Annotated in this window: 16 protein-coding genes and 2 pseudogenes; 7 read left to right on the top strand and 11 right to left on the bottom strand. The window is 42.5% G+C overall.

Annotation, left to right across the window (positions count from 1 at the left end; all coding sequences use genetic code 11):
- Positions 1-137: 137 nt before the first annotated feature.
- The 6 genes and pseudogenes from AB3351_RS05230 (at position 138) to AB3351_RS05255 (ending at position 5,652) form a co-directional block, all read left to right on the top strand.
- A complete protein-coding gene (locus AB3351_RS05230; protein WP_371146061.1) occupies positions 138-1,379 on the top strand; it encodes an acyl-CoA dehydrogenase family protein in 1,242 nt (413 codons plus the stop codon).
- The gene (locus AB3351_RS05235) at positions 1,357-2,133 is read left to right on the top strand and encodes an SDR family oxidoreductase (RefSeq protein WP_371146062.1); all 777 of its coding nucleotides are present in this window, start codon (positions 1,357-1,359) and stop codon (positions 2,131-2,133) included. The genes AB3351_RS05230 and AB3351_RS05235 overlap by 23 nt, the downstream gene beginning before the upstream one ends.
- Positions 2,134-2,158: 25 nt before the next feature.
- Positions 2,159-3,020, top strand: a pseudogene (locus AB3351_RS05240) (3-hydroxyacyl-CoA dehydrogenase family protein).
- A gap of 92 nt (positions 3,021-3,112) precedes the next feature.
- Positions 3,113-3,743 (top strand): annotated as a pseudogene (locus AB3351_RS05245) (phosphotransferase family protein); the annotation flags it as partial.
- A 141-nt stretch (positions 3,744-3,884) separates the two neighbouring features.
- Complete coding sequence (locus tag AB3351_RS05250; protein WP_371146063.1) at positions 3,885-4,448, top strand: TetR/AcrR family transcriptional regulator; 564 nt, start codon at positions 3,885-3,887, stop codon at positions 4,446-4,448.
- 133 nt (positions 4,449-4,581) lie between these two features.
- Entirely contained in the window at positions 4,582-5,652 is a 1,071-nt protein-coding gene (locus AB3351_RS05255) for an NAD(P)/FAD-dependent oxidoreductase (protein WP_371146064.1), read from the top strand.
- 63 nt (positions 5,653-5,715) lie between these two features.
- Here AB3351_RS05255 and AB3351_RS05260 read toward each other — a convergent pair whose 3' ends face one another.
- A complete protein-coding gene (locus AB3351_RS05260; protein ID WP_371146065.1) occupies positions 5,716-6,582 on the bottom strand; it encodes an N-acetylmuramoyl-L-alanine amidase in 867 nt (288 codons plus the stop codon).
- 286 nt (positions 6,583-6,868) lie between these two features.
- On the opposite strand from AB3351_RS05260, the gene AB3351_RS05265 reads away from it, so the two are divergent.
- Positions 6,869-7,609 (top strand): hypothetical protein, encoded by a 741-nt coding sequence (locus tag AB3351_RS05265; protein ID WP_371146066.1) that lies wholly within the window; start codon positions 6,869-6,871, stop codon positions 7,607-7,609.
- A gap of 31 nt (positions 7,610-7,640) precedes the next feature.
- Here the strand turns inward: AB3351_RS05265 and AB3351_RS05270 are convergent, their stop codons facing one another.
- The 10 genes from AB3351_RS05270 to AB3351_RS05315 all read right to left on the bottom strand — a co-directional run bounded on the left by AB3351_RS05270 (position 7,641) and on the right by AB3351_RS05315 (position 18,413).
- Positions 7,641-8,621, bottom strand: coding sequence for an NAD(P)H-dependent flavin oxidoreductase (locus tag AB3351_RS05270; RefSeq protein WP_371146067.1), 981 nt, complete (start codon positions 8,619-8,621; stop codon positions 7,641-7,643).
- A 725-nt stretch (positions 8,622-9,346) separates the two neighbouring features.
- Positions 9,347-9,814, bottom strand: coding sequence for a hypothetical protein (locus AB3351_RS05275; RefSeq protein WP_371146068.1), 468 nt, complete (start codon positions 9,812-9,814; stop codon positions 9,347-9,349).
- A 555-nt stretch (positions 9,815-10,369) separates the two neighbouring features.
- Positions 10,370-11,248: an Rpn family recombination-promoting nuclease/putative transposase gene (locus tag AB3351_RS05280; protein ID WP_371146069.1), complete on the bottom strand. Its 879-nt coding sequence runs from the start codon at positions 11,246-11,248 to the stop codon at positions 10,370-10,372.
- Between the two features lie 390 nt (positions 11,249-11,638).
- Entirely contained in the window at positions 11,639-12,748 is a 1,110-nt protein-coding gene (locus AB3351_RS05285; RefSeq protein WP_371146070.1) for a flavin monoamine oxidase family protein, read from the bottom strand.
- Between the two features lie 324 nt (positions 12,749-13,072).
- Positions 13,073-13,537, bottom strand: coding sequence for a hypothetical protein (locus AB3351_RS05290; protein WP_371146071.1), 465 nt, complete (start codon positions 13,535-13,537; stop codon positions 13,073-13,075).
- Between the two features lie 13 nt (positions 13,538-13,550).
- On the bottom strand, positions 13,551-13,892 hold the full coding sequence (locus tag AB3351_RS05295) for a zinc ribbon domain-containing protein YjdM (protein ID WP_371146072.1): 342 nt from the start codon (positions 13,890-13,892) through the stop codon (positions 13,551-13,553).
- A gap of 95 nt (positions 13,893-13,987) precedes the next feature.
- The gene (locus AB3351_RS05300; protein ID WP_371146073.1) at positions 13,988-15,721 is read right to left on the bottom strand and encodes a SulP family inorganic anion transporter; all 1,734 of its coding nucleotides are present in this window, start codon (positions 15,719-15,721) and stop codon (positions 13,988-13,990) included.
- Positions 15,722-15,759: 38 nt separating this feature from the next.
- Positions 15,760-16,101: an ArsR/SmtB family transcription factor gene (locus AB3351_RS05305; protein ID WP_371146074.1), complete on the bottom strand. Its 342-nt coding sequence runs from the start codon at positions 16,099-16,101 to the stop codon at positions 15,760-15,762.
- A 280-nt stretch (positions 16,102-16,381) separates the two neighbouring features.
- Complete coding sequence (locus AB3351_RS05310) at positions 16,382-17,083, bottom strand: class I SAM-dependent methyltransferase (protein ID WP_371146075.1); 702 nt, start codon at positions 17,081-17,083, stop codon at positions 16,382-16,384.
- Between the two features lie 34 nt (positions 17,084-17,117).
- Complete coding sequence (locus tag AB3351_RS05315; RefSeq protein ID WP_371146272.1) at positions 17,118-18,413, bottom strand: MFS transporter; 1,296 nt, start codon at positions 18,411-18,413, stop codon at positions 17,118-17,120.
- Between the last annotated feature and the right edge of the window lie 127 nt (positions 18,414-18,540).

Consider the following 18,540-nt stretch of genomic DNA (forward strand, 5'->3'; position numbering starts at 1 on the left):
ATGTATGAAGGGATGGGGCTTTGTCGTAAGAAGAGAAAGGAGTCGCTTGAATTTTTAGAAAATATAGATTATATTGATGTTATATTTTGTACATAACATACTATCCGGTCAGTATGTTATAGGAGGGAGGAAAAGAGTTGAACTTCGATTACACAGACAAGGTACAAAAGCTGCGGCATGAACTCACTGAATTTATGCAAGAGATTGTCTATCCGAACGAGCGAACCTATGAACAGCAAGTACATGACGCCCAAAGCAGATGGATGATTCCGCCTGTGATGGAGGAGATGAAACAGCAGGCAAAGGCTGCTGGTCTATGGAATTTATTTTTGCCGGATAGCGAATATGGTGCAGGTCTGACAAATCTTGAATATGCTCCATTATGCGAGATTATGGGCCGTTCATTTATCGCACCGGAAATATTTAATTGTGCAGCACCAGATACGGGAAATATGGAGGTACTTGTTCGTTATGGCACACAGAAGCAGAAAGATAAATGGCTGATTCCACTCCTAGAAGGGGAAATTCGTTCCTGTTTTTCCATGACAGAGCCTGATGTCGCTTCTTCGGATGCTACGAACATCGAAACATCCATTGAATTAGACAAAGACGACTACATCATTACAGGGCGGAAGTGGTGGTCTTCCGGTGCAGGAGATCCGCGCTGCAAAATCGCAATTGTCATGGGTAAGACCGATGCGAAGGCTCCGCGCCACGAACAGCAATCCATGATTCTTGTGCCGCTTGATACACCTGGTGTTCATATTAAGAGAATGCTTCCGGTGTTTGGATACGACCATGCACCCCATGGACATGCAGAAATTGAATATGACGGTGTTCGCGTACCACAGGAGTCCATCATTTGGGAAGAGGGCAAGGGATTTGCAATTGCACAGGGACGATTAGGACCTGGCCGCATTCATCATTGTATGCGTTTGATTGGTGCGGCGGAGCGAGCACTTGAAGAATTATGTAAGCGTGTTCAAAAGCGGATTGCTTTTGGCAAAGCACTGGCGCAGCAAGGGGTGATTCAGGACTGGATTGCAACGTCCCGCATTGAGATTGAACAGGCGCGTCTGCTGACGCTAAAAGCAGCCTATATGATGGATACGGTTGGAAATAAAGTCGCTAAGGCGGAGATTGCCATGATTAAAGTGGTGGCACCTACGATGGCGCTGCAGGTACTGGATCGTGCCATTCAAGCATTGGGCGCCGCGGGTGTCAGTGACGACTTTCCGCTTGCCGCTCACTGGGCAAACGCACGTACGCTGCGCTTGGCGGATGGTCCGGATGAAGTACATAAAGCCTCCATCGCCAAAATGGAACTGAAAAAATATAAAGAGAGGAGCGGATCATATGAACATCAAACAACTTTTTGATCTTACAGGGAAAACAGCGATCATCACAGGCGGCGGACGAGGATTGGGCGCACAAATTGCCGAAGGATTCGCTGAAGCGGGAGCGAATCTTATCCTTTGCTCGCGTCGGGTCGAGTCATGTGAAGAGACAGCCGTACGCCTTCGCGAGAAGACTGGCGCACAGTGTATAGCTCTGCCATGCGATGTACGAAAGCCGGAAGATGTGCAGCGCGTGGTCGAGCAGGCGATTGAGCAATTCGGCCGCATCGACATCCTGGTCAATAACAGTGGTGCTTCGTGGGGAGCGCCTGCTGCGGACATGCCGCTTGAAGCATGGAATAAAGTCATGGACATTAACGTAACCGGTACTTTTTTGATGTCACAGGCTGTGGGACGGCTGATGATTGATCAAAAACAAGGAAAGATCATCAATATCGCTTCTGTAGCTGGGTTGTGTGGAACCGATCCGAAATTCATGGATGCGGTCGGATACAGCGCAAGCAAAGGAGCGGTAATCTCCTTCACAAAAGATCTGGCCGTAAAATGGGGCCGCTACAATATAAATGTCAATGCCATTGCCCCAGGGTTTTTTCCGACAAAAATGTCGCAGGAATTGCTTAACCGAGGAGGTAACCACATCCTTAGCTACACGCCGCTTGCCCGCTTTGGCACGGATCAAGATCTAAAAGGGAGTGCGGTATTCTTAGCTTCGGATGCGTCCAATTTTATTACCGGTTCGATTCTTACTGTGGATGGTGGTATGTCGGCTATGTAACGAGATGATGACAAGGAGGACGATAATGCGCATCGAAGACATTGAGAACATCTGTGTCATTGGAGCAGGAGCCATGGGACATCAGATTGCTATGCTGTGTGCGTTAGGCGGATTTCATACAATACTGCAGGATGTAGAGGAGACGGCATTGCAGAAAGCAGAATTTAAACTTCGCAGCATTATGGATACATGGAAAACTCTCCGTACAAGAGAAGGATGGAGCCTTTAGTCGACTTACTTATACCACGCATGTAGAAAAAGCGGTCGCAACGGCGGACTTTGTCATTGAAGCTATTGTAGAAAAGCTGGAAGCAAAACGCGCCGTATTTGAAAAAATTGATCAAATCGCTCCCTCCCATACGATTTTTGCTTCCAACAGTTCTACCATTGTTAATTCTCTGCTAGCAGGGGTGACTCTTCGTCCGGAGAAGGTATGCAATATGCATTTCTTTTTCCCGCCGCTCGTAATGGATTGTGTAGAGGTGGTAATGAGCGAGCGAACATCGACAGAGACGGCAGAGCTTACTATGGGTGTGTGCAAAAAAATCGGGCGGACCGGTGTGCTGCTGCAAAAAGAAATATCCGGCTTTGTTGCCAATCGAATTCTTGGCGCACTGCGTCGGGAAGCGATAGCACTGTATGAGGAAGGCATTGCCGATTTTGAAGACATCGATACCATTTGCAAAAAAGCGCTTAATCACCCGATGGGACCGTTTGAACTAATGGATTTGTCCGGTATTGATGTTTCCTACTATGTCTCTGTCCAGCGTTATGCAGAGACAGGGGATGAGGCCGATAAGCCCGCTGCCTGCATTGAAGAAAAAGTAAAGGCGGGAACATTGGGACGAAAAACTGGAAAAGGGTGGTATGAATACCCAGGCACTTAAAGGAGGACGCATAAAGGAGGTTTCACCTATTATGGCAAAGCAAGAAGAAATACAGCGTGATACCATTCCGGTTCGTAGGGGCGAGGAGCTGGATTGTTGAGCTGCATAATGTTCCGTATCAGGAGACAGGGCTTACCGCAATCAGTCAGCCGGACGGCTTCATGGAACGTCAGGTGCATGGGTGGATCAAGCGGTATAAACAAGCGAAAACCGCCGACATCCCAGAAGCAGAGCAACTCATGACCTGGTTGGCTGTTCACTGCCGACATCTCCTGCACCGACAGTCATTCATTACGACTATAAGCTCAATAAGGTGATGTTTTCAGCAGATAATCTGACCAAGGTGATAGGCGTGTTCGATTGGGAAATGGCAACGATCGGTGACCCACTGGCCGATCTTGGTGATGCGCTCAGCTATTGGATGCAAGCGGATGATCCGCCTGAGCTTGTACGCGGATTAGGCCACGTATCGCTTACCGTGCAGCCGGGCTTTATGACGCGCGATGAATTTGTGGCAGCGTATGCGAAAAGAGCAACCATGATGTGTCCTCTCTTTCTTTTTACCTTACCTTTGCCTACTTCAAATTGGCTGTAATCTGTCAGCAAATTTATTATCGTTGGAAAATGGGGCAGACAAAAGATGAACGCTTTGCTCATATGGATCGCTTCGTCCATATTTTGATCACACATGCGCTCCGGCAGACCAAACACCAAAAAAGCTAGGAAGACCAGTCTATCCGCTATTGTGGATCGTGTTAAACGCATGATTAATGCAGCCGAGTTTAAAGTATGGCCTTCTGAAGTGGAATCGATTCTCTATTGTATTAGGATGGAGAAAGAGAGGGAGAGGGGGACACCACGACTATGAAAGAGAAAATTCTACAACAGAGTATTGCCTTATTCGAGAGGAATGGTTTTAGTGAGACATCCATTCAGGATATCGTCACAACGCTTCAAGTAACGAAAGGAACATTTTATTATTACTTTACCAGCAAGGAACAGTTGTTAACACAGATTCATCTGCAATATATTGATTCCATCTTAGAGAAGCAGCGCCACATTATTGATGACCCGGACAAAACCTGGAAAGAGAAGCTATTTGATGTCGTACACATGCTCATTCAACAGATCGAAGCACAAGGAGCCAGCGCACGAATTTTCTTCCGTGAATTAATTAACATCAAAGGGGCATTCTTAGATGAGCTTTTAACAAAGCGCGATCAATTTCGCTTTACCTTCCAATATTTGATTGAACAAGGAATTGAGAACGGAGAATTCCGCAGTGATTTGCCTGCTGATATGATGACATTCGCGGTGCTTGGCGCCTGTAATTGGAGTTATATGTGGTTTAAACCAGAAGGGCCTGTCCCTGATAGCGAGGTAGCCCATACATTTGTTGAGATGTTTTTGAACGGAATGAAGAAGTGAAAGCGGCCTACGGGCTGCTTTCTTTGTTTTGTCACTTGTTTTTCATTGTGATGTAGACACAGAGAAGGTATGATTAAAGGGGAAATTTTTTAGTGCACTCGGCATAGATAGAAGAAGGGGGAAAGCAGGCGTTATGAGCAAAAACATTGTTCTGTTGGGAGCTGGATATGGAGGCATTTCTTTTTTAAATACGGTGCTGCCGCATATCCAGCCCGACGTTCGAATTTCCGTTATTGACAGGCTTTCATATCATACCATTAAACCGGAATATTACGCGTTGGCCAGCGGATCGTTGAATGAAACAAAAATCAAAGCAGCTTTTCCCGTGCATAGTCAAATAGAGTATATTCAGGATGAAATTGAAGACATTCAAGTTTCTTTTCATAAAGTCATATGCAAAGGACGGGAAGTTCCATTCGATCAGTTGATTGTAGCATTAGGCTGTGTCGATAATCATTTTAATGTTCCTTGGGCGGCAGAGTATGCTGAGAGCATTCAATCGTTTGGTAAAGCGATGAAAACACGCAAACGAATCGATGAATTGCCTGAGGGGAGTCAAGTCGTTATTATCGGGGGCGGATTGTCCGGAATCGAGTTCGCTAGCGATTTGCGCGAGCAGCACCCTGCGCTGCGAATTATGCTGATCGAGCGATCGGAAGAAGTTCTGTCGACACTGCCGGATCGCATTCGCGCCTATGTGCGTCAATATTTAGATGATCATGGGATTGATGTGTTAACTAATATTAGTGTAACGATGGTGGACGAGAAAGCCGTATATTACGGATTGGCGCGTACAAGCGTGCCATATGATGTATGCGTATGGACCGCTGGCATTATGCCAAATCCAATTGCCAATCCACTGCTTGCCTACAGTAACGCAGATCGAATGAATCGTATTGCGGTAAAAGAAAATTATGAGCTGCCGTATTACAACGATATTTTTGTTGTCGGTGATTGTGCTAGCTCTGAATTCGCACCTAGCGCACAATTGGCCCATATTCAAGGCAAGCAGCTTGGTGACTACTTTCTCTCGGTATGGCAGGGACATGAATACCGCCCTGAGCCGATCAAGCTTAAAGGAATACTTGGCTATCTCGGCAAAAAGACGGGTTTTGGACTCGTAGGCGATAACGTTATGCTTGGAAAAGTGCCGAATGTGATTAAATCAGGTGTTCTTTGGATGCATAAGCATCATATGGGCTAGAAATAAAATCTATGGAGTAAGCAAAAGGAGCTTGGGTATGCAAGCTCCTTTTGCTTGTTATTTTTATTGTGTTGTACAGTATTCTTCAATACCGTCCGCAATCGCCTGTGCGACACGTTCTTGGAATGCCGGCGTCTGCATTGTTTTGTTTTCATACGAGTTGCTAATAAATCCGATTTCAAGTAATACGGCTGGCATGTCTGTATTTTTTAGCACGTATAAGTTGCGTGAATCCATGCCGCGATCCTTGAATCCTGTTGCCTTTACCACATGCTTATGTATGGTTTCTGATAGTTTTTTGCTCTGCTCTGATTCATAATGGTACGTCTCAGTTCCGTTCGCGGATGGCGGCCCGGAATTAAAGTGAATAGACACGAAGAGATCCGCATTGTTTTCATTAGCGATCCTTGTTTTCTCTGACAGCTCCTGTTTACGCGTTTCATTAGTTAATCGCTGATCTAATGCCTCATCTCTTGTCTTCACAACATGTATTCGTTCTTTTTGCTCCAGTTTTTTAGCTGCCAGATTTGATAATGCAAGCGTCATATCCTTCTCTGTATTTTGCTCTGTTCCAGAAGCTCCTTGGTCAATGCCGCCATGTCCCGCATCAATGATAACGGTAGGCTTTTTATTGTCCGAAGGCGACAAGGACGTACCCAATGTAACATAGTCGCTCTTTACATAGCCGGTCTTGTCATTGTGTGTAACCTTATACCATCCAGCTTGCTCGGATAGGACATGAAGAGAAGTGCCATCTGCCAGCCTATCCATACTCTCTGCTTCTAAGGTAGGCGCGACCCTCATATGTAATGCGGTCTCTACATTGACCTCTCCAGTCATAGGAAATGCAGCGGCTTGGACTGTCTGTGCAGTAAACCCGCTGGCGGTGAGGAGGAGGGCAAAGATAAATATACGTATCAATCGCAACAATATTGAGCCTCCTTTCCATATCGAGTTGAGAATTATTCGAACGATTCCTACATCTTACTAAAGAGTGCTTGGTTTTTAAACAGCTAGAAGCAAAGACAGGACTTATCGCAGAGAAAAAAATGGATAGATGGATAAGCCTGGAACTATGGCCGTATTATATAAGCCGCAAATTGATTTATATACCTTGACATGTGTAAAAACTTAAAAACGTGCCACGAACTGCCGATTACTTGTATGACAGTGAACGTGAATGGATTGCTCAACATAGAAAAAGAGAGGGAAAAGCATGAAAAAGAAGAAGCTCATTACATTCTATGCCGTTCTTTTTCTTATCGGAATAAATGCGGTGCTGTGGACGTATATGTGGCAGGAATTTCAACGGGCGCAATTCATTACTCAGGCAATTGCCGCAAAACAGCCAGCGCAACAGACGGAGGCTGCTAGTCCAGTAAAGTCGCAGGAGCAAATACAGAAGAAGACGGAAGCGAAGCGAGAATCCGTAATGGCGCCGGTCTCACATTCTACACCAGCAGCTTCTGCCGATGTAGAGAGAGGAGCAATGTCTAAAGAAGCGCAACGGCTGTTGTCATATGAACAACAGCTTCAGAAAATCGAGAATAGCGAAGGGCAGCGGGATGAGTACGCCTCATTGGTAGAGGATCAAATTCTAAATGGACAGCGCGGTAAAAAAATTGATTATACGGTGTTAAAGGATGCGGGGGGAGCATTCCGTACGATCTCCAATCAGATCCAGGCACTTATTGTACCAAGAGAAATGTCTGATCAAAGTAAACATGCTGCATACCAAGCAAAAACAATGTTCAGTGAAGCATACTGGCACAAAGCAGAAGCGATGGCGCTGCTTGCAAATTATCTGGATACAGGCGAAGCGGATTGGATGATAAAATACGAGCGAAAAATTAAAAAAAGCGAAAAGTACATACAGGATGGGATAAATGTGCTGCATAATCAAGAGAGGAATCTCCGTATCCCGTCAACTGAATCGGTCTATCAAAAAAAAGAGTAGCGCCCTAAGATAAGCAGGGCGCTGCATAAGATTAGACTTCTTTATGGTGTTTTGCTAACAACGCTGCGAGTGCCTGTTGATACTCTTCTTGAAGCGTGGCGACGACTTCTGCGGTCGGCAGGATCTGTTTAATAGTACCGACACCCTGTCCTGCTGACCAAATATCCTTCCATGCCCTCGCTTCGGAGACATTTAATGCAGAGAAATCAATCGTTTCCTTCTTTACAAGCTGCTCGGGGTTGATGCCAGCTTTTTGGATACTAGGTACAAGATAATTGGCCGGTACACCACTGAAAGCATCCGTATAGATCAAGTCTTCTAGGGTTGATTCAATCAGCATTTCCTTATAATCATTACCGGCCGCACTCTCAATCGTTGCGATGAAGCGGGTACCCATATAGGAGAGATCGGCTCCTAATGCCTCGGCTGCCGCAATATCCTGTCCATTGGAGATTGATCCTGCTAAAATCGTAAGTCCATCCCAGAACTCCTTAACAGCGCGGATAAAAGCGAATGGATTCAATGTTCCCGCATGTCCGCCAGCGCCGCCACATACAAGAATTAAGCCGTCCACTCCCGTCTGTGCGGCTTTTCTCGCATGTATTAGATTACTTACGTCAGAGAACACCAGCCCGCCGTATTCATGCACGATCTCGACGACAGGGCCTGGAGCACCTAGAGAAGTAATCACAATAGGGGGCTTATGCTTCTTAATTAGCTCAACATCAGCGTCATAGCGCATATTCGTGCGGTGTACAATCAAATTTACAGCCCACGGAGCGACTGGCCGCTCAGGATCGGTAAAACGGGCCTGTTCTAATTCGTCTGCAATTTGCTTCATCCATTCATCTAATGTTTCGGATGTGCGGGCATTCAGGAGGGGAAATGAGCCGATAATCCCGGCTTTACAGGATTCAATCACAAGGTTAGGGCCAGAGACAAGAAACATGGGAGCTGCGATAACAGGAAGTGTAAGCTGATTTTTAATTTGGGGCGGTAAGCTTTTTAACAATGATTTCACCCTTTCAAATATATGTAATTGTACAGTTGAGAAGTGCAAGTCATATTAATTGAAAACTAGTATCGAATTATGTGAAATTATCTTTCTTTTTAAAATATACTAGGTATCAGTGAGATGTAAAGTGTGTGTTGGCGGATTGATCAAGCGTGTACATAGATAAATACAAAAGCAGCGGACATGAAGTTCTTGTAAAATGATAATCGTAGCTGCAATGAGTAATAGAATCTGCGATGTGTATGATACAAAGTTATAAGAATCAGCTACATATTTTTATTTCATCTCAAAATGTTAATAAATCTTATATTATGAGATTTATTCTATCTACGTCCGATAATATATATTATGTTAACTAAAATGAGGTTTATGTTTGTTTCAGTCTCACTTATAGGCTGTTGCAGTTAAAATTATAAGGACGTCCCCTGTTGTTACAGGACGTCCTTGATATTTATAGTCTCTACGAAATCGTCTAATAACTACTATACTTTTTAAAATTCTTTTTAAAAAAGTTTTTCTAGATTCTCTGCATGCAATAGTTCCGCCTTGGCTTCGGTTAGGTCTTCTGCAGATATATCCAACATGAATAGCTGTTATATGAATTTCTCCTGTACTAGAATCAATGCGATAAGAAGCATTGGGTTGCTCCAATTGTAGCTATTCAGTCTGTATGTAACTTCCTTTACAGTATAGTTACTGATTATATATTTTATAGAATTGGATTATGGCATTAATGTTGGATCAGCTCCAAACCATGTTTGAATATCATTTTCCGTAGTATATGGTTGAATCCAACAAACTCCAAAAGAAAATATTCTATCTTCTGTTGTTTCATACGTTTCATATTCAATACCATTACTTAAATAATCCCCATTATAATCATACCCCAGATATTGATAAATAGGGTCATAGAATTCACCTTCTGCACCTATTGTAAGCTTAATATCATCCTGATAAAAAGAAATTGCTTCAAGTCTTTCACCACTTTCAAAATCTCCTTTTACATCAAGAGAAGGTATAAAGCATTTTATTGTTTGCCCTTTAAATTCCTTTTTATATTCATATTGAATTGAAAACCTTCCATTCACATCTGGACACAATGTTTCAATTCCATCTAGTTTTATTGCTGTGTATTCAATTTCTTTTTCATTAACAACTAATCTTATACGCCCTAAAGGAGTATCTAACATAAATATCCTCCATTCGTAAAACAGATCACAAGTCCGTGATCGCGATGTAAAAGTACGGTAAGCTTTCGGTATCCGTGGGCATATCCGTCACCGGATAAAGCTTCCATGAGCTATTCCTTGATCTGTTCGCCTGAAATCCTCCCCCTCTGGTGACTATCAGTGTAATTCAAATCCACTCTTAGTGTCCAACTCCTCTACGCGGCTAAAGAGAAAGTATATCCTTTACTTTACTTTACTTCTCTTCTTTCGCACTTACAGAAAAGGGCCTATCCGTGGTTTTATGTAACACAATCATGGATAGGCTCTTTAGGCAGTTTTGTATTCATACTTAATGGATCAGTTTCTTGATTTCCTCTGCTGGTAAATCGGATACTTTCGAAAGTATTTCTACATCTCGAACCTCTAATACGACTAGTTTTTTGATAAGTTCTAGCTTTCCCTCCCGTTTCCCTTCTTCTTGTATTTGTATAGGTATACGCTGTACAAAAATATGCACGAGCCATGATCAAAATAACGGACGTTTCTAACAAGCCTAGGTTATGTTATTGATATGTGTTACTGTCTACGAAGCTGTTCAATTTCTTCCTTTGTAAGCTCCGTTAGCTCGGCTATGGTTTCGTTATCCATTCCTTTTTGTATCATACTCAAAGCCACTTTCATGACGCCTTTTTTCTCTCCCTTTTTCTCACCTTGTTTTTCGGCTCTTCGTAAAGCTGAGAGCTCATCCAATAATGTCTTCCGACGTGCTTCATAAGCAAGTAAAACCTCCGGGTCCTGACTGACTCGATCCCACTCATCTATCGCTTTTTTCAAGGCTTGATCTTCCTGCATCGCGATCTCCTCCAATACTTGCGTAATTTCTGAGTCTTCCGAGGCCTCCAACAGAAGCAGCCACCGTACTAATTGATTTTCTCGCGGATTCACTTCTCCTCGACGCCATTGAATCAATAACTTAGGTAGCTCCATAAAGTGAATTTCCAACATATCGGTTAACCGAAACTTTTGTTCCGTTTCGTATAATTGAAATACAGAATGGTATCCTGGTGTATGCGATAGGTAGCGAAAATCGACGATATTAATGGTAATGGTTCGGCAAAGCTCCCCATAATCCATTCCCTCTTTCATCTGGCTGGTATACATACGAGACCAGTAGTACAAGGTTCTTTTTTCCATGTCATGCTTATTGTTGAGTTGAATTTCGATATTGATCCTACTACCATCTTTCAACTGTGCATGTACATCTAAAATGGATTTCTTATCTTCAACGTTCTCTTTATTAAACTGGGGATCGAGCAGGGTAACTTCTGTAATTTTTTGATCATCCGGCAAACGAAGGGCTGCATTTAAAAAAGCGGCTAGGATGGATTCATTTCCGTGTGTGCCGAACAGAGCTTTGAATGCGAAATCGACGCGCAAGTCCAATCTTTTTCTCATAACATCCCCCGTACTTTTCATTTTCTTCTATTCTTTAGTATATCATGATCATGTTGGACCTGCATGTTTTGAGTTCTTTATTGACAGTATGTAACCAGCATTTCTTGACCAAAATAAAAAACAGTTATGTTCACATTACAACAGAACATAACTACAAGGGACATGATCCATAAATCTCAGGGACGTAACGATAATTATGTCACCATCCCCATAAGTCTGATTTTCCTCAAACCGAATATATATTATGTTAACTAAGAAGAAATCTGATCTAAGCTTTGATAAGATCATGATTAGAAATGTTGAGTGACACAAAAGTTATGACAATATTCCTCCCCTAACTGTATTCGGTACTTTCAAAAAGTCCCTTGCCGAAAGTTCTAATTGTTCATATCATAAAGGCTCCTTATTTACATTAATGATTTCAAAAACTGCCTGTTCAGCTGACTGAAGTGCACCTTCAAGATGTCCGCCATATTGTGAATTCGTTTCAGTACCAGCGAAAATAATTTTCTTTCCCCATACCCCTACTATTGGTGGTTGACCATAGCTTGGGTAATTTTTAAGCGGATCGAGGTCTTCCTCAACAGCCGTTTCAGAATCTTTGGCCCAATCCTTGTAAAGAATAGCACTTGCGTTTTGAGCCGAGGGTCCAAAGAGTCTCACCAATTGGTCAATGACCATTTTTAAAATTGTATCTTCACCCAGTTCTCGGCGCACTTTTGCGGGTATTCCAAAGAAACCAAATAATGCCCCAGAGCCTGTATCAGGAGAAGCATCATGGATTTCTTGTAAGGGTCCAACCCAGCTAGATACCAATCCAGAGAGTCCTGTTTCCCTCCAAAAAGGACGTTCATAAATGGCAACCACCTTGGCATGACCTGCCATCCACGTAGGTTTGTTTACAAGGTCAGTAATCAGATTTGAAGGAGGAGAAGGAGTAAACTCAATATGACGCACTATCATTCGAGGCGGTAATGCTAGGATAACAGCATCCGCAAGAACTTTTTTTCTCTTTCCATCAGCAGAGTCTGCTTCAACCGTAATAGCACCCGCTTTATCTAGTCGAATTGCCGTAACTCGTGTATGTAACTCGACTACCCCTGAGGGAATAGTATCTGCGATAGCATCAATAAGAGACTGCACACCTCCTATGAACCGAACGGACCTTAGATCAGAGCTTTCTGGCTGCACATAACGCTCGGGTGCCTCGTTTTGGAAACGTTCTAAAAGCATTGCCCCTTGGGTATACTGGTCGAACGTTCCTACATTCAGTTCTTCCACAAGATTGGTAATCGTCTTCTCATACTGTGGCCAGAACCATGTAGGCCCGAGGTCAAATCTGCCTAAGTCAGGTCTGTTTGGATCAGAAGTACTCAAGACCCTGCCGCCAATCCTATCCCTAGCTTCTAGAACAATACATTTAATTCCCTGTGCTGTAAGTAAAGATGCAGCCCATAGACCGCTTAAACCAGCGCCAACAATGACTATGGGATTTTTCATATTCCATCCTCTTTCTGACCGTATGTATGCCATGTACTTGTGAAATAGTTTTCCCTTTATAACAAAATATGATTCCTATATTCGGTCCATATCAGCAAACGCCGCTTCAACCGCCGACCAGTTGTGTCGTCGCTTCTACTATCCTAGATTCCCTTACGCCCACCCCCTTCTCCATTCATTCGAACTTGCGCAACCGCACGTAACCTACATGTCAATCATGGTTGATAGACTTTCTTTTCTATTGAGCCAATAATAAGCGTTACGACTTGGTCATCGGCTTACCGAGGAGCCTCTTGGATATGCTATCGCCTTCCTAATTAATCATTAATTAAGATCAAATCGGACATTCGAAACTTTCCACATGTTTTTATCTTTCGTTAAGGTTATATAGCTAGTAGCCATAACACCCTCACTAGCATAGTATGGGAAATGTTGCGTGATATAAATTTTTTTCTTATCTTTAGAATAAGATATTTTTGCTTTTTTATCATTTGCCCAATGAGCAACATAATAAAAGTCAGCACCAGCTTCGTACATATCAAGAATATGTTGTATAGCTTTTGAAGTATAATACGGAGCTAGTATTTTCTTAAAAGAGGTCGGATTGGCGGGATCAGCTTTATCTTGCGCCTTTTCGATTTTCTTTAAATAGTTAATGACTTGCTTCGATGTCATTATCGTGTCTTTCTTTTGTGTGATTGATGTAGCTTCTACAGGCAACACGTTGAACGAAGGTGTGATAGAAATGCTTAATGCAAGTATAGAAACATAAGCAAGCTTTTTAAACATACAGTCCCCCCTCTTATACCTTTTTAACAAATTGAGATTTTAATTTCATGGCTCCAAAACCATCGATTTTGCAATCAATATCATGATCGCCATCAACCAAACGTATATTTTTTACTTTTGTACCTATTTTTATGACCAGCGAACTTCCTTTTACCTTAAGGTCTTTGATGACTGTTACAGAATCACCATCATTTAAAATATGTCCATTTGCATCTTTGATAACCTTTTTATCCACACTATTTTCCATTTCTGATTCTAAAGTCCATTCATGAGCACATTCTGGGCAAACAAAAAGACTTCCATCTTCGTATGTGTACTCTGAATTACATTTTGGGCAATTTGGCAAATCCAACATATTTCCATTCCTCCATTTATTATTTTTAATTCTAAGGTATGAGTGCTTTTCATAATTATTATTTTTTACATATCCAACTCCCTTTTTCTTATCATTTATTTCGTTTTTTCTTTTGATGATTGAGAAAAATGTGCACACTCATGAAAAGCATAGTGTTTGCAGCCTACACATTTATTTATTTCAATCTGAGCAAGTGCATAATTAATTGCTTCTCCTGTATGATTGAAGAAGTGTTTTTTTTCAATTTCATCATATAGACCCGTTTTTTTAAATGTTTCTTCTAATTCAGAAGCAACCCCGGAAATTAAAAGCAGCCCACCATAGTTTTTAAAATAATGGACAATATTCTTAAAATAAGATTCCCCTGTTGTATCCATAAACGGAACTTTTCCCATACGTAAAATCAAGACTTTTGGTTTGTAATGAATTGTTCTCATAATATTTTGTTCAAAGGTTTGAGCAGCTCCAAAGAAAAGTGGACCTTCTATTGTATAAATACTAATTTGAGGACAGTCATGGGTTTTATTCACTACATGAGGCACAACTTTCTCATGTTTTTGAGTATGATCAGGAAGTACCTTAGCAATCACAAGCATTTCACTCATGCGTTTTGCGAACAAAATAACAGCTAATATAAGTCCTACTTCTACAGCTGTAGTTAAGCTGGTGAAAACAGTAAAAAAGAATGTTACAAGTAATACAAGGGAGTCTCCTGTCTTCATTCTAAGTACATGAATAAAATGTTTCCGTTCACTCATATTCCAGGCTACAATCATTAAAATCGGAGCTATACTAGCAAGCGGAATAACAGAAGCATAAGGGGCGAAAAGCAATAGGGTTAGTAAAACAAATATACCATGTATAACCCCAGACAACGGTGAAATAGCTCCGCTCTTAATGTTCGTTGCCGTCCGGGCAATCGCTCCAGTTGCCGGAATTCCTCCGAATAAGGGTGTAATAATATTAGCAATCCCCTGACCTATTAGTTCTCGATTGCTGTTGTGTTTACTGTTCGTCATTCCGTCGGCCACGACAGCAGACAAGAGAGATTCAATGTATCCTAATACAGCAATAACGAACGCAGGAGCGAGCAACTTCTTACTATGTTCCCATGTCATATCTGGCACATGAAAATGAGGAAGTGTGCTGGGAATGGCACCAAAAGCAGTGCCGATAGTAGAGACCTGTCCTGAAAAAAAGAAGGAGGCAATTACACTTGAGGCAACCAATCCAACTAGTGAACCGGGTACTTTCGGAAATAGTTTGGGTGTTACTAAAATAACGAAAAGACAAATCAGCGCGGTGACAACACTGTACACATTAATAGTGTTGATATGAATCATAATCTCTCTAATGTTTGCGAGGAATCCCTCATGTTTTTTTATGTCGGTAAGGCCTAGAAAGTTAGCAATTTGCCCTGTGAAAATAATGACAGCGATACCTGATGTAAACCCGACAGTTACAGGATGCGGAATAAATCTAATTAAAGAACCAAGTCTAAAAATCCCCATAAGACACAGCATGATTCCCGCCAATAAACCTGCAAGTAGTAAATCTTCATAGCCATAAGTAATCACAATCCCGAAAAGGATAGGGACAAAAGCTCCCGTAGGACCCCCGATTTGATATTTTGATCCCCCAAATAACGAAATCAAAATTCCTGCAATACAGGTGGTGTAAATTCCATACTCGGGCTTCACACCGGAGGCGATCGCAAAAGCCATAGCAAGCGGAATAGCGATGACGCCGACAATCATACCTGAAAGGAGATCTTTTTGAAAATGTTCAAGAGAATATCCTTGAAACCTCCCCGTAAATAAACTTCTCACGATATAACCCTTCTTTTCTTTTTGTATGGTCCCACTATTTATTTTGCGTTTATGTCTTCTTCATCCAGTTCTTCCAACATGGAAATAGTATCAATTAAATGGTTATTAAAAATCTCTCGTGCAACAGCGAGTAATTTTGTAATCAACGGATCTCGAAGAGAGTACATTACTCGTTTTCCGTCTTTGGTTCCAACCACAATATTTTTAGCACGCAGAACACTTAATTGCTGAGAAACTGCAGAGCCTTCACTATTAAGACTACTTTGTATTTCGTTTACACTTTTTTCACCTTCCGCCAATAATTCGAGAATACGTATTCGTAACGGATGTGATAAAGCTTTAAAAAAGTCTGCTTTAAATTGCTTCATGTCGTTACCCACTGCAATCCTCCATCATTTTTAATGTGATTAGTTCCTTACATAAGTATTATATACATATTCAAATATTTGAATGTGTATATAATACTGCTTTTCCCAAAAATTTTCAATATAAAGTATGAACTGTATATAGTATTTATTGGTTTCACCTTATCTTTTTCGCCTCTCTTTATATTCGAGCGAAGAGAAAAAGTCCTGCTTTACATAAAGAAGAGTTGATTTACCTTTAAAACAGTAAATCAACTCTTCTTTTCTTAATTCTTTATATGTAAGCATCTGTCGCTTATTCTATATCTGCTTTTTTGATCCATGTAGCAACAATGAATCCTGCCCCCTCCTCCTTTTTATTACGTAAGCGATCCTCCTCAAGCATATAAGCTTGTTCTTTCGTAACAAATTCATCAGGAGCTGTGTATAGTCCGAATTTAATGCTAGAAGGCTCTTTGGCGTAGAGCGATTTTATCTCCTGTACTGTAAAAAAACGCGCATTGGAAAATACACTGTCCTCTTTCTCTTTCCCTCGCTTTTCATACATAGCAGCCCATGCGCTTTGCTTGCCAATCAGTCCTATCACAAGCCTCCCGCCAGGCTTTATTACTCTCATTGCTTCAGATAGCGCCTCTTCTGGGGAATCAACAAATTCAAGAACAATCGTAGAAACCGCAAGATCGAATGTATGGTCAGCGAACGGAAGATGATGAATATCTCCGTCTATGAAAGTGATAGGTTGTGAAGCTTTTTCGGCTTTCTCCCTTGCCTTTTCTAACATAGCTCTGGAAATGTCAATCCCTGTCACATCGACTCCCTTTGAGGCAAGCAGCAGAGAGTAGATCCCGGTGCCACAACCTATATCTAGAGCCTTTTCACCAGGTTTCGGCTTTAACGCTTCCATCATGATTTGTTTTTCCACAGCATCAACAAAAGAACCGAGCGGTGTAGCACACCACTCATCGTATGTTTCGGCAGAATGATCGAATAAAGCCATGTCTTTCTCCATCCTTCCTTTTTTAGCGATGATTTTACTTAGTATGGCGCCGGATGACAACCGGTATAAGAAGTAATGATAGGATACCTCCGATAAGCGATAGCGTTGCATAGCTAAAATGAGCTACAACCATACCGGATAACGCTCCGCCCGCTGCCCCTGCCAAAGCAATTAAGACATCAACAGACCCTTGCGTTTTTGCGCGAGTGGAAGGGTCCGTCGCATCGATGATGAGCGCTGTACCGCTAATTAAGCCGAAGTTCCAACCAAGCCCAAGCAATGCGAGGGCAATAGTGAGTAACAGTGTGGAATCAGCAGGTGCAAAAGCAGCCAGAAGACTAGAAGCAAGCAGTATGGCGCCGGAAGCGATGGCCATTGTCGTACGTCCAATCTTATCTACGAGGAGGCCGGTCACAAGAGATGGCAGGTACATGGCTCCTATGTGGAAACCAATTACCAGTCCGATCTCTGTTAAGCCGTGTCCGTGATGTCCCATATGTATAGGTGTCATGGTCATAATGGCAACCATAACGATTTGCGTTAAGACCATTACTGTAGTTCCGATAACAATTCCTCGTTTGTTTATGGCTGATGTGCTAGGAATCTTATCTGAAAGTATAGCATTGTTTGTCTTCTTCACATCTGCGATTGCCTTTGCGACAATGAAAGGGTCAGGACGAAGGAAAGCGAGCAGTACCAAACCAGCAAGGATATAGGCTGCGGCGGCCAGAATGAACGGACCCGATAAGGCGGGAAAACCTAGCGACACAGCGAATTTTCCCATGACATCAACTAAGTTTGGACCTGCCACAGCGCCGAATGTGGTTGATACCATCGCAATACTGATTGCGGTTGCTCGCTGGGTAGAATTCGCTAAGTCTGTGCCTGCATAACGCGCTTGTAAGTTGGTAGCCGCTCCAGCCCCATAGATTAGCAGGGAAGCGAAAAGAAGAACAATATTAGCTGTTACTGCGGAGATCACGACCCCGATTGCGCCAATACCGCCAGCCAGAAATCCTGTTGCGAGTCCGAATCGGCGTCCAAAACCCTGAGAGAGACGCCCTACAAGTAGCGCTGCCCCGGCAGACCCTAACGTAAGCAGTGCGGCGGGGACTCCTGCAAAACTATCTAAACCTAACATCTCTTGTGCAAGAAGTGCTCCGACGGTTACGCCTGCTGCAAGTCCTGCACCGCCGAAAATTTGTGAAATGACAACGATGAGTAATGTTCGTCGATACAACTGTCTTTGCTTTTCTGGGGAATCAATGTAGCTTTGTAGCCAGGTTGGCTGAGATGTAGGTGCTTGTAAATCATTAGTTTTATGTAACATCACCACAGTACCTTTCCAACAAACTGAATTTTATATGATGGCTTCCTCACTTCTTGATTTCTTTGAATACATAGTGTATAGCAAGCTTCTTCATTTCCCACCTCCCTATTCAGTCTTAATCGAAAAC

This window comes from Aneurinibacillus sp. REN35, assembly GCF_041379945.2.
In the GTDB taxonomy this organism is placed as follows: Bacteria; Bacillota; Bacilli; order Aneurinibacillales; family Aneurinibacillaceae; genus Aneurinibacillus.